A 16,401-nucleotide genomic window follows, 5' to 3' on the forward strand; every position below is an offset into this window, starting at 1 on the left:
CTAGTCCCGTTTTAAAATGATAGATAGTCCGGTTGGTGCGCTTTTTCAACAATTAATCTCTTTCGATAAATCGATTGAGCAACCTGTTTATATGCAAGTTTCTCAGCAAGTTATAAATGCAATTCAACGAGGATATTTAACCAAAGGCGCAAAACTTCCAGGAACTCGCGCATTGGGGCAATTATTAAAAGTTCATAGAAATACTGCGGTTGCTATTTATGATGAATTGGCTTCTCAAGGTTGGGTAGAAATTATACCCAACAAAGGTACTTTTGTTTTAGAACCAGAATTAAAAACAGCAAAAATAAAAGCCACTTCTCAAAAAATAAATCAGGCTTATTCCTATGCGGAATCAACTGGATTCCCTTTTCAAAAATCATTTCATTTAGCTTCAACAGTTCAGGAAACAAAAGCTAAATATTCTATTAATGAAGGAAAACCAGATTTACGTTTGCATCCTGTTCATGAATTTTCAAGATGGTACAGTGCAGCAATGAAGCGAAAAACCTTGATAAAAAAATGGAACAGACCTAACGAATCTTCTTATTCCTTATTTCAAACACAATTATCTAACTATTTAAACGCTACGAGAGGTTTTCATATAAAACCTAAAAACCTAATAAGTACACGAAGTACAGAAATGAGTTTGTACATAGTTTCTCAGTTATTAATTAAACAAAATGATGTTGTTTTGGTTGGAAACTTAAGTAATTATGCTGCAAACATGATTTTTCAGGAAGCGGGCGCAAGTATTAAAACAATTCCGTTAGACGCAGGTGGTTTAGATGTAGATTATATTAGAAAACACTTTATAAAAAAAAGTATTCGTTGCATTTATATTTGTGCTCATAGAGATTATCCAACAACGGTAACCTTAAGTACAGAACGTCGTTTGGCATTGTTGCAATTGGCAAAAGAATATGGTTTTGCAATTATTGAAGATGATTATGATTATGATTTTCAGTACGAAGGTTCTGCAATGTTGCCAATGGCAAGTTCAGATGCTAATGGAATGGTTATTTATTTAGGAAAACTTGGGCAATCTTTATTTCCAAGTTTTCAAACAGGATTTATGGTTGCTCCTGAAAATTTAATTTCTGAAGCACAAAATTATCTACAATTACTAGATGAACAAGGCGATTTAATTCAGCAGCAAATGTTGTCTGAATTGATTAATGAGGGTGAAATTCTTCGTTTAATGAAAAAAAATAGTGTTGTTTATAAACAAAGACGCGATTGTTTGTGCGAGCTTTTAAATCAGCATTTTTATAAGATTGCAAAATGGAAAATTCCTTCTGGAGGATTGGCAATTTGGTTAGAATTTCAGCAGCAGGTTTCTTTAGTTAAACTTGCTTCAGTAGCAGAAAAAAACGATTTATTTTTACCAAAAACAATTTTGTATCAAGATAAAAACACTTGTGCAATTCGTTTAGGTTTTGGGCATTTAGATACAAAAGAAATGGTTGTTGTAATTAGAAAACTAAAAAGTGCTTTTAACCAGATTTCAGCAACATAAAAGTAATTAAAAATTGTATCAAAATTAATAGCAAAACATCTTGTTTAGAATCATTCTAATTTAGTATCTTTGTGCTCCTAAAAATAGATTTTTGAACACTATTGCATCTTTACACATCGGCGAAGTTGGTTACATTTCTGAAGACACTTTAGAAAATATTCCGCTTAAATTATTAGAAATGGGCTGTATTCCTGGAGCAGAAGTGGAACTCATTCAAATTGCACCTTTAAAAGACCCAATGTACATTTGTGTAAACGGAAGTCATTTGGCCATTAGAAAAGAAACTGCACAACAAATCGAAATTTTAAAAGCAAATTAATAATGTCTAAAAACGCTATAAAAGTTGCTTTAATTGGGAATCCGAATACTGGAAAAACCTCACTTTTTAATCAATTAACTGGTTTAACACAAAAGGTAGGAAACTATCCTGGAGTTACCGTAGATAAAAAAGAAGGTATTTGTAAATTATCGGAAAAACAAACCGCTATTATTACGGATTTACCTGGAACGTATAGTATAAATCCTACTTCCTTAGACGAAAGTATTGTTTTAAAAACCTTGTTAAAAAAGGATATTAAAGAATCTCCAGATGTAATTTTAGTAGTTGCAGATGTAGAGAATTTAAAGAGAAATTTACTGCTTTTTTCACAAATAAAAGATTTAGAAATTCCAACTGTTTTGGCTATCAATATGGTAGATCAAATGCATAAAAAAGGAATTTCAATAGATTTAACGGCTTTAAAAGAGGAGTTAAATTCAGAAATTGTTTTAATAAGTGCAAGAAAAAACGAGGGAATTGACGCAGTAAAATCAGCAATTATAAAGAGTCATGTTTCTGCAAAAGCACAACCAATGTGTGCAGTAAATCATAAAATTGATCCAGCCTATTTTGATAAATTAAAAGAAATAAGTTCAGAACATTCCTTGTACGAATTATGGTTGATGGTAACGCAGAAAAACTTTCCAAATTCAATTTCTGAAGATCAAAAACAACAATTATTAGCGTTTAATAAAGACGTTTCTAAATTGAAAAGGTATCAACATAAAGAAACGATTTATCGTTATCAAGAAATCAATAAAATTCTAAAAAAAACCTATATAGTTGATAAAACTAAAGCTACAGATTTAAGAAGTAAATTAGATAAAATATTTACACATAAAATATTTGGGTACGTAATTTTCTTCGGAATTTTATTGTTGATATTTCAATCAATATTTGATTGGGCTTCTGTTCCAATGGATTTTATTGATGGCATATTTGCCGGTATAAGTCAAGGTTTAAAAGATTCTTTAGCGCCTGGAGTTTTTACAGATTTATTAACGGATGGAATAATTCCTGGAATTGGTGGAGTTGTTATTTTTATTCCGCAGATAGCAATTTTATTTATGTTTATTGCAATCCTTGAGGAAACCGGTTACATGAGTCGTGTAGTGTTTCTAATGGATAAAATTATGCGTAAATTCGGAATGAGCGGTAAGAGTGTAATTCCGTTAATTTCTGGTACAGCATGCGCAATTCCTGCAGTTATGGCAACAAGAACCATAGCGAATTGGAAAGAAAGATTAATTACCATTTTAGTAACACCGTTTACAACCTGTTCTGCACGTTTACCGGTTTATGCAATATTAATTGCACTTATAATTCCGGATAAAAAAATATTAGGATTCTTAAATTTACAAGGATTAACCTTATTGCTTTTGTATGCTTTAGGTTTTGCTACGGCAATAATTTCTGCCTATATTTTACATAAGACCTTAAAGATAAAAAACACTTCGTTTTTTGTAATTGAAATGCCAGATTATAAAAAACCATCTCTTAAAAATGTATTTTTTGATGTTTGGGAAAAAACAAAAGCATTTGTTTTTGGAGCTGGAAAAATAATTTTAGCAATTTCAATTGTGTTGTGGTTTTTAGCTTCAAGCGGACCAACAGCATATGAGAATGCTGAAAAAAATGTAATAGAAAATGTAGACAATCAGCAACTTTCTGAAAAAGAATTGTCGCAAAAAGTAGCTTCAGCGAAATTAGAAAACTCATACATTGGTATTGCTGGAAAAACTATTGAACCTGTTGTAAAACCTTTAGGTTACGATTGGAAAATAGGAATTGCATTAATAACGTCTTTCGCTGCGCGTGAAGTTTTTGTAGGAACTTTAGCAACAATTTATAGTGTAGAATCAGATGATGAAAATACAACAACCATTAAGCAAAAAATGGCTTCTGAAATAAATCCAACTACTGGAGAAAAACGATTCAATTTTGCAACAGGAATGTCATTGTTAGTTTTTTACGCATTTGCAATGCAATGTATGGCAACTTTAGCCATTGTAAAACGAGAAACTAAAAGCTGGAAATGGCCTTTAATTCAGTTATTTGGAATGACCTTTTTAGCATACGTAACTGCCTTTATAACCTATCAAATTCTTAGTTAATGCAAGAAATTTTAATGTACATAACCGTAATTTTGGCAATTGCTTTTTTGGTAAAAAAGTTCTTTTTTAAACCAAAAGATAAAAAAGGTTGCAGTACAGATTGTGGCTGTTAGTAATTTTAACAAAGCATTAATACAATTTCTTGTAAGGAAACTTATTTTAGTAGAACTAATCGGAAATAATTAAAATCAATATAAAATGAAAAAATCAATATTTACAATTGCAATATTTGCAATCGCTTTAATTAGTTCAATAGAAGTCTCTGCTCAAGTTTTTGATCCGTTAGATAAAAGCCCAATGGATGTAGCAAGATTTCCTTACAGTTGGAGAGATTCCGATAAAATAGTTCGAGTTACTTATAGTAGACCACAATTAAAAGGGAGAACTTTAGACAAATTAGCGCCAAAAGGTAAAGTTTGGAGAACAGGAGCAAACGAAGCAGCAGAAATTACTTTTTATAAAGATGTAACCTTTGGAGACAAAGAGGTAAAAGCAGGTACGTATACATTATTTACAATTCCAGGTGAAGGAGAATGGACTGTAATATTAAGTACAGCAAAGAATGTTTGGGGTTCTTATTCTTATAGGCAAGAAGAAGATGTTGTAAGAGTAAAAGGGTTAGTTGGTAAATCTGATAAAAACTATGAAGCATTTACTATTGGTTTTGGAGATGATATGACAATGTATCTAGTTTTTGGAAAAACATTAGTCTCTGTAACAATTACAGAATAAAAATTTCATAAAAGTTATCATATAACCGCAAACATTGTTTGCGGTTTTTTTTGTTTTACTCTTCCAAACAATAAGCGTAAATTTGCACACTTTAATAAAAGAATCAAATGCAATACAATCACCAAGAGATAGAAAAGAAATGGCAAGAATTTTGGGCAAAAAACCAAACATTTAAAGCCAGTAATGAAAGTGAGAAGCCTAAATATTATGTGTTAGATATGTTTCCTTATCCATCCGGAGCAGGTTTACATGTTGGGCATCCGTTAGGTTATATTGCAAGTGATATTTATGCGCGTTACAAACGTCATAAAGGTTTTAATGTATTGCACCCGCAAGGATATGATTCTTTTGGTTTGCCAGCAGAACAATATGCAATTCAAACTGGGCAACATCCAGCAAAAACTACCGAAGCAAACATTGCAACGTATAGAAAACAGTTAGATAAAATTGGTTTTTCTTTTGATTGGAGTAGAGAAGTAAGAACATCAAATCCAGAATATTATAAATGGACTCAGTGGATTTTTATCCAATTGTTCAATTCTTGGTACAATAAAGATACTGATAAGGCAGAAGATGTTGCTACTTTAGAAAAAATCTTCAAAAAAGAAGGTAACGCAAAAGTAAATGCTGTTTCAGATGAAGATATTACTATTTTTTCTGCGGAAGAATGGAAAGCTTTTTCAAAAACCGAACAAGAAGAAATTTTATTACAATACCGTTTAACATTTTTATCAGACACAGAAGTAAACTGGTGTCCTGCTTTAGGAACCGTTTTAGCAAATGACGAAATTGTAAACGGAGTTTCAGAACGTGGAGGTCATCCTGTTGTTCGTAAGAAAATGACACAATGGTCTATGCGAATTTCTGCATACGCACAACGTTTATTAGACGGTTTAGAAACTATAGATTGGCCACAACCGTTAAAAGATTCTCAAACCAATTGGATTGGGCGCTCGCAAGGAGCAATGGTTACGTTTCAAGTTGAAGGCAACACTCCAAAATCTATTTCTGAAGTAAAATTATCTTACAAAGAACTTGAAGCATTAAAAGAATTAAGACAAAATTTATCGAAGGCTGAAACTACGCTTTGGAATGAAATTAAAAATAAAAAAGGCGCATCAAAATTTAGAAAAAAATATACAATTGGTACATTTTTGGTGGATTATGTGTGTTTAGCAAAAAACTTAATTGTTGAATTTTCTGGTAAAGAAGATGAAGCAGCAAGAACAGCATTCTTCCATAAAGAAGGATTTAACGTTATTCGTTTTACAAATGAAGAGGTTTTACAAAATGTTGTAAAAGTAGTTTCTGAAATTAATTTTGCAATTCAATTTCCTAAAGTAATTGATAACGCTGATAATAAAACAGCTGTTACTTCTAATTCTGAAGAAGAATCATACAAAATTGACGTTTTTACAACGCGTCCAGACACAATTTACGGAGTAAGTTTTATGACGTTAGCTCCAGAACACGAGTTGGTTTCTAAAATTACAACAGACGCTCAAAAAGCAGAAGTTGAAGCGTATGTTACCGCAACAGCAAAACGTTCTGAACGTGATAGAATGGCAGATGTAAAAACCATTTCTGGTGCGTTTACTGGTGCGTATGCAATTCATCCTTTTTCTGGTGAAAAGGTTCAGATTTGGATTGGAGATTACGTGTTAGCAAGTTACGGAACAGGAGCAGTTATGGCAGTTCCTTGTGGAGATCAACGAGATTATGATTTCGCAAAACACTTTGGAATTCCGATTCCAAATATTTTTGAGAATGTAGATATTTCTGAAGCTGCGCATGCAGATAAAGACGGAACTGTTATAGCAAATTCAGATTTTTTAAGCGGATTAAAATATAAGAAAGCATTAAAATTAGCCATTTATGAAATGGAAAAACGTGGCTTTGGTTACGGAAAAATAAATTACCGTTTGCGTGATGCTGTTTTTAGCAGACAACGTTATTGGGGAGAACCTTTTCCTGTATATTACAAAGACGGAATGCCACAAATGATTGACGCAGAACACTTGCCAATTGTGTTACCAGAAGTAGAAAAATACTTACCTACCGAAGATGGAAAACCACCTTTAGGAAATGCAACAGAATGGGCTTGGGATTCTCGTAATAAAAAAGTTGTTTCTAACGATAAGTTAAAAAACAAGACGGTGTATCCGTTAGAGTTAAACACAATGCCAGGTTGGGCAGGAAGCTCATATTACTTTAATCGTTATATGGATCCTAACAACGAAAACGAAATTGCGTCTAAAGAAAATTTAGAGTATTGGGAAAATATCGATTTATATATTGGTGGTTCAGAACACGCAACAGGACACTTATTATACGCACGTTTTTGGCAAAAATTCTTGTTTGATAAAGGAATTGTACCTGTTGATGAGTTTGCAAAAAAACTAATTAACCAAGGAATGATTTTGGGTACGAGTGCTTTTGTAAATACTTTCGAGATAAATTCAAGTTTTGGAGGTAGAGGTGGTTACAACGACTTGAAAAAGAGGAAAATTGAAGAACTTGAAAAGTTTAAAAATTTACCAAGAATAGTTCTTTCAAGTGATTTTAATATTGAAAATGATGACCAAGCGTATATCTTGGTTGAAAGTTTTGAAGATATTTGTAAAAAAGTTAAAGGTTTAGACTTATTAGTTGAGTCTTTAAAAATTGATGAAGAGATTTTTGATAAATGTGAGTTTAGAATACAATCTCATAGAGTTGATGTTACTTATGTTAATTCTTCAGATAATCTTGATATAGAAAATTTTAAAATTGATAATAAATATGAAGATTTTAAAGATGCTTTATTCCTTACTAATAATGGTGAGATAAAAGTTTCTCGCGAAGTCGAAAAAATGTCTAAATCTAAATACAATGTTGTAAATCCAGATGATATTGTTGCAGAATATGGAGCAGATTCATTAAGATTGTTCGAAATGTTTTTAGGACCTTTAGAACAAGCAAAACCTTGGAAAACCTCAGGTATTTCTGGAGTTTCTTCTTTCTTAAAGAAATTATGGAAACTATATCTTAACGGAGAAACATTTGAGGTTACAGATGCTGAGCCAACAAAAGACGAGTTAAAAACATTACATAAAACCATTAAAAAAGTAGAAGAAGATATAGAGAATTTCTCTTTTAACACTTCAGTTTCTACTTTTATGATTGCTGTAAACGAATTAACAGCTTTAAAATGTAATAAACGTGCAATTTTAGAACCGTTAGCTGTATTAGTTTCGCCTTATGCACCACATATAGCAGAAGAATTATGGAGTTTGTTAGGAAATAAAGAAAGCATTTCTACAGCAGATTTCCCTGTTTTTGATGCGAAAAATTTGGTAGAAAGTGCTAAAGTGTATCCAATTTCATTCAACGGAAAAATGCGTTTTACGTTAGAACTTCCGTTAGATTTATCTAAAGATGAAATTGAAAAAACAGTAATGGCTCACGAGAAAACAATTGCGCAGTTAGATGGTAGAACACCTAAAAAAGTAATTGTAGTTCCAGGAAAAATCATCAATATTGTTGGGTAAACTGTAATTATAAACGAATATATTTTTTAACTAAATTAATAAAATTTGATCTGTTGTAACCATACAAATACATCACTATATTTTTCTTCAATAGAAGAAATATCTGATACTATTTGGGAACAATTAGGTTGTACAAAAGAGGTTTATTTTAGTAAGAAATACCTTTCGGCTTTAGCAGAAAATAATCCGCAAATTACGTTTGCTTACATAGTTTTGGTTGATGAAAATAAATTACCAACAGCTTTTGCTACGTTACAGGTTGTAGATTTTTTCTTAGACAGCGTTCGTAACGATTTGGAATTGGCTGTAAGACGAATTAAAAATATTGGTCGAAAATTAGGATTAATTCCAGATAAAAAACCGTTTAAATTATTGACTTGCGGTAATACGTTTGTAAGTGGCGAACACGGAATTTTTATAAAAGAAAATCAAGATAAAAAGAAGATTGTAAAAGAATTGGCAAAAGCCATTTTGCATTTTGTGAGTTCTAATGCAGGTTTGAATAAGGAAATTAACGCATTTATGCTGAAAGATTTTATTAAAGAATCGCTTTTTATTACAGATGAATTACACGATTATAATTATTCTTCTTTTAATGTAGAGCCGAATATGGTTTTAGAATTAGATGAAAACTGGAGCTCTTTTGATGATTATTTAGCAGCCATGAAAACCAAGTTTCGTGTTAAAGCTAAAAAAGCACTGAAAGTAAGTGCAGACATTAAAATTGAAGAGGTTACAACCAAAAATATAGCAGATTTATTGCCAAAAATGACGGAACTTTATAAGACAGTTTCGGCAAATGCAGGTTTTAATTTAGGCGATTTTAACCTGGAAACCTATAAATCCTTAAAAGAGAATTTAGGCGATACATATATTTTAAGAGCCTATTCAATAGACAATAAATTAGTTGGTTTTTTATCAGGAATGATAAATCAGAATGCATTAGATGCTCATTTTGTTGGAATTGACTATTCAAAAAATAGAGAATACGCCATTTATCAACGTATGTTGTATGATTATATACAGATTGCGTTAGACAATAAATTATCGACTATAAACTTCGGAAGAACTGCAAGCGATATAAAAAGTTCGGTTGGTGCATTTCCGCAAGATTTAACTATTTATTTACGACATAAAAACTCAATTCCCAATAGATTGTTAAGCATCTTTTTAAAACGAATTGAGCCAACACCATTTCATCAAAAACATCCATTTAAAACGGAAAAAGTTACCCTTTCATAATGAAAAATATAAACGATTTAATAGCCATTCTAGATTTAGAACAACTTTCTGAAAACACTTTCAAAGGTATTAGTAAAACTATTGGAAGCCCAAATGTTTTTGGAGGTCAAGTTGCAGCGCAAGCTTTAAATGCGGCTTATAGAACTGTAGAGGAACATAGGTTTGTACATTCATTACATTCTTATTTTTTACGTGCTGGAAATTTGCTAAAACCTATTCTTTTTGAAGTAGAAAACTTAAGAGATGGACGTAGTTTTTCTACAAGAAGAGTAACTGCTTTACAAGATGATAAAGCTATTTTTATTATGGCAGCATCATTTCAAATTGTAGAAGATGGTCATGATTATCAGAAAGAAATAATTACAGATATAGCACAACCAGAAGATTTATTAAGTTGGACAGAAATGGTAGATAAATACGAAGATATTTTACCAAAACCAATGCTTTCATATTTAAGTATTGATAGACCTGTAGCGTTTAAACCGACGCAAATTTTAAACCCGTTTGAACAAAAAGATTTACCAGCAGAAGAAAATGTTTGGTTTAAGTTGAAAGGAACTATTCCTTCAGATATTTCTTTACCTTTAAAGCATCAATTATTAGCTTATATATCTGATTATCCAATACTAAACGCAGTATTAAAACCTCATGGAAGTAAAGCGCATTATGGTAATACACAAATGGCGAGTTTAGATCATTCTATGTGGTTTTACAGAGATTTTGACTTTGATGATTGGATGTTGTTTACTGCGGAAGCTCCAAATACTTTTGGTGCAAGAGGTTTCTCTAGAGGAAATATTTTCTCTCGCGATGGAAAACTAATTGCTTCTGTAGCACAAGAAGGTTTAATACGACCAAAAAGATAAGAATTGTAATTTCTAACGTGTTTAGGAATCTCAACATAAATAAGAACTAACATTAAAAAGATTCCTGCTTGCGCAGGAATGACAAAGTTATTATGAGCCCATTTGTTTACGTTTTATCTATAAACGGATTACTATTTTTATTAAGTATTATTTTTTATTTTTTTCCACCAAAAAAAATAAATGCATTGTATGGATATCGAACTCAAAAGGCAATATTAAATGAAGATATTTGGGAATTTGCTAATTCTTTTTTTACAAAACAGTTTGTAAAGTTTTCTGCTATTTCTTTTGTATTCGCTTTGCTTTTAGTGTATTTAAAACCATTAATTTCTTGGCAACCAATGGCGTTAATGATATTGTCTTTAGCGGTTTCTGTTATTAAAACAGAACAAGCACTAAATAAGAACTTCGATGATGAAGGGAAACGAAAGTAGCGGAGTTGTGTATTAGCGATAGAAGTGGCATCCTTTTCTGAAGAATGAAGAAAAGATAAAACGGATAGCGCGGCCCGAAGGGAATACCCTAAAAATTAATTAATAAACTTAACGATAAATTTCGTCCTGGAGCAGAAACACCTGAAGCAAATTCACGATAATGTTGATCTAAAATATTATCTAAACGTGCCATAACAGAAAAGTTTTCACTCATAGTATAACTTCCGTTTAAACCTAAAGTAAACCAACTTGGTGAGCCGTAATATTTGTCTGTGTCTTCTGTAGCATTTGCATCTACAATTGGGGTTAAATCGTGATTGTCAATTCCTTCCGTAATATTAAAATCAGTAATATCTTTTTTGCTATTAAATCTAATTCTAGCTCCTAAAGATAATTTATCTCTTTTGTAACTTACATCAAATTGACCAAATAAAGGTGGAATTGATGACATAGGTTCTTCTGTGTCATAAGTTCTTCCTTTAGTGTATGTAATAAAACCAGATGTTTTAAAGTTGTTGGTTATTCTTCCTTCATAGCTTGCAGTAATTCCGGTTATGTAAGCAGTTCCTTTATTCTGGTTATTAACTGCATTTCCAAACTCGCCATCAAATTCTACCTGTTTTATTGTTCCGTTGGTGTTGTACACAAAATCTCTTTGAATATAATTGTCTAATAATGTATAATACATATTTGCACCAAAACGGAACCTTCTGTCGTTAAAATATTTTTGAACACCAATTTCTGCATTATAAGCAAACTCTGGTTTAACATCAATATTTGGTATGGTAACATTGCCGCTTTTTTCTCTAATTCTGCCTACATCATCAATATTAGGAGATCGAAATCCAGAAGAAATTACACTATTTAGTTGCCAATTCTTATTCGGTTTATACACGTAACCAATAGTTGCTGTTACTGCGGAATTGTTTGTTTCTACTTCATTTTTAGGTAAAGTGATAAAAGTTTCATCAATCCACTTTGCATTTAGTTGTGTGTTTGTAAAACGTAAACCAGTGTTTAAAGTTGAAGTTTTACTTAAATCTTGTCTATAATCTACATAAGCAGCAGCACTAAAGTAACTGCTTCCGCCATCTGGATAACGAGATTGTACTTTGAAGTCATCTGAAAAACCATTAATATTTTCGTTAGAAATGTTTAAGATTTTTCCGTAGGAATTTGAAGCAACATCATTGTATGCAAATTCAAAACCGTATCCTAAATTTCTACTTTTCGCAAGCGGAACAGTAAAATCTCCATTTACACTAAACACATTTACAGTTTCTTCTCTGTAAGATCTATCTAAACTTCCAAATTTTCGTTGAATTCTACTTTCTTTTAAGTTTTGATAAGCAAAAGTAATAGTTCCTTTGTCTAACCAGTTCTTCTCAGGATTTATGATCAACTGAGGAGAAATTAGCAACCTTTGTTGCGGTCCGTAATACCATTCTGCAAATTTTAATGAAGAATTATCGGTTTCGTCTTTTAACTCGGTAAGTCTATCAAAACGAGGAATATTTGATGAAGTAGAATATTGTAAGTTGATGTTTAAATCTGTCTTTTTAGACAATGGAACAAAGAACTTCTGCAACACATCTGTTTGAGAATAGCCAGTGTTTCTTTGTAGATTTACATCTTTATTTTCTGTTGGGTTTTCAGCATAATTTCCATTTATATTTTCTGAATAAAAATGTACTTTTCCCCAGTTATCAAAACCATGAGATCTATTTTCTCCCATTTGTAAATCGCCAAAATCACTATAAGAAATACTTGTTAAACTTGCCCAATTATCAAAACTTAATTCAGCTGTAACATTGGTTGTTGTTTCTTGATTTACAGTTGAATATCTAGAGAATAATTGACTTGATATTTCAGTTTCATCAGATAGTTTAGGAGTTTTAGTATAATAATGAATTACGCCACCTAAAGCATCTGATCCATAAATTACAGAAGAAGGCCCAAAAATAACTTCGGTTCTTTTTAATAAATTTGGACTCACAGTTATGGCGCTTTGTAAATGCCCTTTTCTATAAATTGCATTATTCATTCTAACACCGTCTACAACCAATAAAACACGATTACTTTCCATACCTCTCAGCACTGGACTTCCTCCTCCAAATTGAGATTTTTGAACTTTAATTCCAGGAACTGAAGCCAATAAATCTGCCGATGTTTGTGGAGATTCTTTTTGGATGTCTTTAAGTGAAATTACAGCAATTTGCTCTGCAATTCTGTTGGCTTTTTCTTTGTTTTTAAATACAGATAAAACAATTTCATTTAATTGTTCAGATTCTTTATTAAGATAAACTATGTAGTTGTTAGCTTTTATCGTTGTTTTTTTTTGTTTTAATTCAGCATAAGAAATATGTGAAAAAAAGATAATTTCATTTTTGTTAAATGATGAAATATCAATAAAACCATTATCGTCAGAAATTGACGATTTTGTCTTATTTTTGTTAAAAACTGACACATTTTTAATGATTTTACCTGTTTCTTGGTCTAAAATCTTCGCTTTTTGCGAAAATCCTATAAAAGAAAAGAGTGTGAAAAAAGTAATAAATAAGGCTCTCATTTAACTAAAAACTGTTTCTAAAATTGCTAAAGATTTTGGTGTTCTAAAACCGTCCAAATGTAGTTCAAAATATTGAATTATCACTTGTAGAATTACTTGCCTTTCTTGTTTACTAAAAGACACGTTTTCTATAGCATCAAAATTTATGCCTAAAAGCTTTTTAAAGAGTGCTAATTTGTCTCCAGAAATAGTTAGTTTTTCGTGAGTTGCATCCGTAAAATTTCCTTCAAGTAAATTAAAGCCATCTTTATGCTTATTAGATACATCTGGGTAGAACCCTAAAAAGTGTGATAAATTCAATAAAAATAATAAGTGAAAATTAGAAACTGTTTCATGTGTGTCTAACCACAAAATTGCATTTTCTAAATAAGAAAAAAAACGAATATTTTTTTCTTCTTCTTGAATGCAACTAGATAAAACTTCAGACAGAAATAAAACGATAGATTGCTTTACAATATCTTGATAAATTGTATTGTATTGATGTAAAACAGTAGCGTCTTTTAAGGTGTGTAAAGTAGATTTTTGTTTGTGTGTAGCTTCTATTTTTAATTGGGTAAGTGGTTGAAAATATGCAGGTTTTAAATTTCCTTTTTTAAATTTTAAAACACCTCTAATTAAATAAGATTTTAAGCCTTCTTGTTCTGTAAAACATTTTACGATAAGACTAGAATCGGAATATTTTAGAGCACTAATAACAATTGCTTTGGTTGAAATTACAGCCATTTAATTAACAATTGCAATTTTTGTTGTGGTAGTTTCTGAAGCATCATCATTAGAAAGTAAAACTATATAAACACCAGATGCGACTTTATTTCCGGCTAAATTTCGTTTGTTCCAAACTACTTTTCCTCCCTGTAGTTCTTGACCTTCTACAACATTAGTTTCGTAAACTAAATTACCAGCAACGTCTAAAATTTTAACATTAGTTCCTTTAGGTAAATGAGTTCCGTTTCTACCATCAATTGTTACGGTACTATGATTATTTAATGCAGGATTTGGATAGGCGTAAACTTCACCTAATTCATCACCAAAAGGAGAAACATTACTATTGTAAACAACTATACCTTTATCTGTTGCAAAATATACTTTTCCGGTACTATCATCTACAGCAATTTTTAATATTTTGTTAGAAGGTAGTGGTGAGTTACTGGAGTTAAAATTAGCTAATGTTGTTTGCCCATTTGGATTTGTATATAAAGCACCAGCATTTTCTGTTCCAAACCATTTGTTATCTCCGCCGTCTACAACAATACTGTTTATAGTTTCTTCTCCTAATAATTTTTTGGGGATACCATCATCTAAAATAATAACAGGTTCTGCATCATAAATGTCAGCATCAAATAAACCAGCTGCGTTATTAAAAAGTGCTAAGCCTGTAAGAGTCCCAATCCAAATTCTATTGCTTGCATCAACCGCAATTGTTCTAACGTTTGCGTTGGGCAAACTTCCTTTTGTGGGTTCTGTAATTAGAGCTCTTTTTCTATCACCGTTTTCATTATAAATAAGTGCTCCATTTCTTCTTGTAGCTACCCAAATAGAATTTGATTTATCAATTACAATTTCTCCTAAACCTGGAGCTCCATTGGTTAGTATGTCGTTTATATTTACTCCTTTCCATTGTCCAGAAGGAGTTAATTTTTTCAACTTTTCATCTACAAGAATATTTGTAATCCATAGATTTCCTTCTCTATCAAAAATAGTTCCAACAACTCTAATAGTAACTACAGCAGGGTTTGTTGCTAAAATATCTTGTATTGGACTATTGTTGTGATTGTAAAAATTTACTACTTCATCATTTTTTATTTCCAATAAACCTCCTGTTGAAACTGAGTTAACATTTCTTGTTGATCCCATTGAACTTATAAAAACATGTTGAGTGTCATTTGGGTTGATAGTTATGTAATTAAGATCAATAACAGGAAAATCAGCATTAAACCGAGTGTTTATCCATTCACCTTCTTTGAAGTGACTATACCCTTTTTCTGCTTTATTTGGTGTAAATGTTACATCGTAACCGCCATATACAACCCATAAATTATCTTCTTTTACAGCTATTGAAAAAGGAGCATTATTTAGCGGGCCATCAGGATGTATTTCTTCAAAATTAGCCAAACTACCTAAGGTTGTTTTTAAAACACCAAATTCTGTTGTACCTAAATAAACATCATTATTTTCTGTGTAAGCTGTGTTTAAAATAAAGCTAAAATCAGTGGTTTGATCTATTTGTGCAATACTATTAATGTTAATGTCATACAAAACAATATACGTTGTTAACGATACAGATAAGTGGGTGTTAGAGCTTTTAAATCCTCTTATTGGTTCTAGAAAATCTCTTATTAATATTGTATTGTTACCGTCTAGTCTTTGTAAACTTGTGTTGAGAGTAGTGTATATGTTGTTGTTAAATACAGTAATTTTTTTAAAAGTATTGGTTGATGAAATTTGTTGCCAATTATTAAAATCAATTAAATTTGGGTTATTAACATCCGCAAAATAGATACCTGTATTTGTTGCGGCATAAATAGTGTTGTTTAAAACCGTAGTTTGATTTACATTAACTTCGGAAGAATTTTGACCAATAAAAAAAGTATCTCCAAATTCTACGCGGTCAATATCATATTCAATTAAAGCAAAAGGAGTTGAAAGGTAAAGTTTATTCTCATGCTCATAAATATCATTAATTCTTTTAGAACCGGTTTGATTAAAACCAACAATATCCGCAGAAACAGTAATGCTGCCATCTGCATCTACAACTTCTATTAATCCGTTTTCATAACCAATTACCAGTCTGTCAAAAGTTTTATTATAATGAATTGCTGAAGTGGTTTCTCCAGACAATCCTTGTACAGAAGATAGTTTATTGGTTCCTTGAGTTTGCGTATTATAAATAAAAACAGCATTGTCTGCCATTGCATAAATTACTTCGTCTACTTTTATAAAATCCTTTACATTATTGTAAGAAAAAAAATCTTCCCAACGATCGCTATAATCAGTTTGAGAGTTGGCTAGAAAGCTAAAAGATAGGAATATAAATAGTACTAATTTCTTCATAAAGTATTCAAAGATATTTAATAATAAC

General features: G+C 31.2%; 11 protein-coding genes. 8 read left to right on the top strand and 3 right to left on the bottom strand.

What is annotated here, in order from left to right; all coding sequences use genetic code 11:
* Positions 1–16 precede the first annotated feature (16 nt).
* The 8 genes from LPB136_RS11945 (at position 17) to LPB136_RS11980 (ending at position 10,753) form a co-directional block, all read left to right on the top strand.
* Positions 17–1,516 carry an aminotransferase-like domain-containing protein gene (locus tag LPB136_RS11945; RefSeq protein ID WP_072556548.1) on the top strand — a complete coding sequence of 500 codons (1,500 nt, stop codon included), beginning with the start codon at positions 17–19 and terminating at the stop codon, positions 1,514–1,516.
* Between the two features lie 91 nt (positions 1,517–1,607).
* The gene (locus LPB136_RS11950; protein ID WP_072556549.1) at positions 1,608–1,835 is read left to right on the top strand and encodes a FeoA family protein; all 228 of its coding nucleotides are present in this window, start codon (positions 1,608–1,610) and stop codon (positions 1,833–1,835) included.
* A 2-nt stretch (positions 1,836–1,837) separates the two neighbouring features.
* Positions 1,838–3,949: a ferrous iron transport protein B gene (gene feoB / locus LPB136_RS11955; RefSeq protein WP_072556550.1), complete on the top strand. Its 2,112-nt coding sequence runs from the start codon at positions 1,838–1,840 to the stop codon at positions 3,947–3,949.
* Positions 3,950–4,147: 198 nt separating this feature from the next.
* The gene (locus LPB136_RS11960) at positions 4,148–4,681 is read left to right on the top strand and encodes a DUF2911 domain-containing protein (protein ID WP_072556551.1); all 534 of its coding nucleotides are present in this window, start codon (positions 4,148–4,150) and stop codon (positions 4,679–4,681) included.
* A gap of 107 nt (positions 4,682–4,788) precedes the next feature.
* A complete protein-coding gene (locus LPB136_RS11965) occupies positions 4,789–8,211 on the top strand; it encodes a leucine--tRNA ligase (RefSeq protein ID WP_072556552.1) in 3,423 nt (1,140 codons plus the stop codon).
* 45 nt (positions 8,212–8,256) lie between these two features.
* Entirely contained in the window at positions 8,257–9,453 is a 1,197-nt protein-coding gene (locus tag LPB136_RS11970; protein WP_237267392.1) for a peptidogalycan biosysnthesis protein, read from the top strand.
* Positions 9,453–10,319, top strand: a complete 867-nt coding sequence (locus LPB136_RS11975; RefSeq protein ID WP_072556553.1) for an acyl-CoA thioesterase — start codon at positions 9,453–9,455, stop codon at positions 10,317–10,319. Before LPB136_RS11970 ends, LPB136_RS11975 begins: the two co-directional genes overlap by 1 nt.
* Positions 10,320–10,411: 92 nt before the next feature.
* Positions 10,412–10,753 carry an SdpI family protein gene (locus LPB136_RS11980; protein ID WP_072556554.1) on the top strand — a complete coding sequence of 114 codons (342 nt, stop codon included), beginning with the start codon at positions 10,412–10,414 and terminating at the stop codon, positions 10,751–10,753.
* A gap of 88 nt (positions 10,754–10,841) precedes the next feature.
* On the opposite strand, the gene LPB136_RS11985 is transcribed toward LPB136_RS11980, so the two are convergent.
* From LPB136_RS11985 to porZ, 3 genes are read right to left on the bottom strand one after another with little or no spacing between them, the layout of a single operon-like run.
* Entirely contained in the window at positions 10,842–13,322 is a 2,481-nt protein-coding gene (locus tag LPB136_RS11985; protein WP_072556555.1) for a TonB-dependent receptor plug domain-containing protein, read from the bottom strand.
* Positions 13,323–14,045 (bottom strand): DNA repair protein RecO, encoded by a 723-nt coding sequence (gene recO, locus LPB136_RS11990; protein ID WP_072556556.1) that lies wholly within the window; start codon positions 14,043–14,045, stop codon positions 13,323–13,325.
* Positions 14,046–16,373, bottom strand: coding sequence for a type IX secretion system anionic LPS delivery protein PorZ (gene porZ, locus LPB136_RS11995; RefSeq protein ID WP_072556989.1), 2,328 nt, complete (start codon positions 16,371–16,373; stop codon positions 14,046–14,048). It abuts the gene before it with no gap.
* Positions 16,374–16,401: the final 28 nt, after the last annotated feature.

Origin of the sequence: Tenacibaculum todarodis, from assembly GCF_001889045.1 — a bacterium.
Classification (GTDB): Bacteria; Bacteroidota; Bacteroidia; order Flavobacteriales; family Flavobacteriaceae; genus Polaribacter; species Polaribacter todarodis.

Coding starts and splice junctions, on each gene's coding strand:
- LPB136_RS11945 (WP_072556548.1), top strand. CDS start 17: ATGATAGATAGTCCGGTTGGTGCGCTTTTTCAACAATTAATCTCTTTC.
- feoB (WP_072556550.1), top strand. CDS start 1,838: ATGTCTAAAAACGCTATAAAAGTTGCTTTAATTGGGAATCCGAATACT.
- LPB136_RS11960 (WP_072556551.1), top strand. CDS start 4,148: ATGAAAAAATCAATATTTACAATTGCAATATTTGCAATCGCTTTAATT.
- LPB136_RS11965 (WP_072556552.1), top strand. CDS start 4,789: ATGCAATACAATCACCAAGAGATAGAAAAGAAATGGCAAGAATTTTGG.
- LPB136_RS11975 (WP_072556553.1), top strand. CDS start 9,453: ATGAAAAATATAAACGATTTAATAGCCATTCTAGATTTAGAACAACTT.
- LPB136_RS11980 (WP_072556554.1), top strand. CDS start 10,412: ATGAGCCCATTTGTTTACGTTTTATCTATAAACGGATTACTATTTTTA.
- LPB136_RS11985 (WP_072556555.1), bottom strand. CDS start 13,322: ATGAGAGCCTTATTTATTACTTTTTTCACACTCTTTTCTTTTATAGGA.
- recO (WP_072556556.1), bottom strand. CDS start 14,045: ATGGCTGTAATTTCAACCAAAGCAATTGTTATTAGTGCTCTAAAATAT.
- porZ (WP_072556989.1), bottom strand. CDS start 16,373: ATGAAGAAATTAGTACTATTTATATTCCTATCTTTTAGCTTTCTAGCC.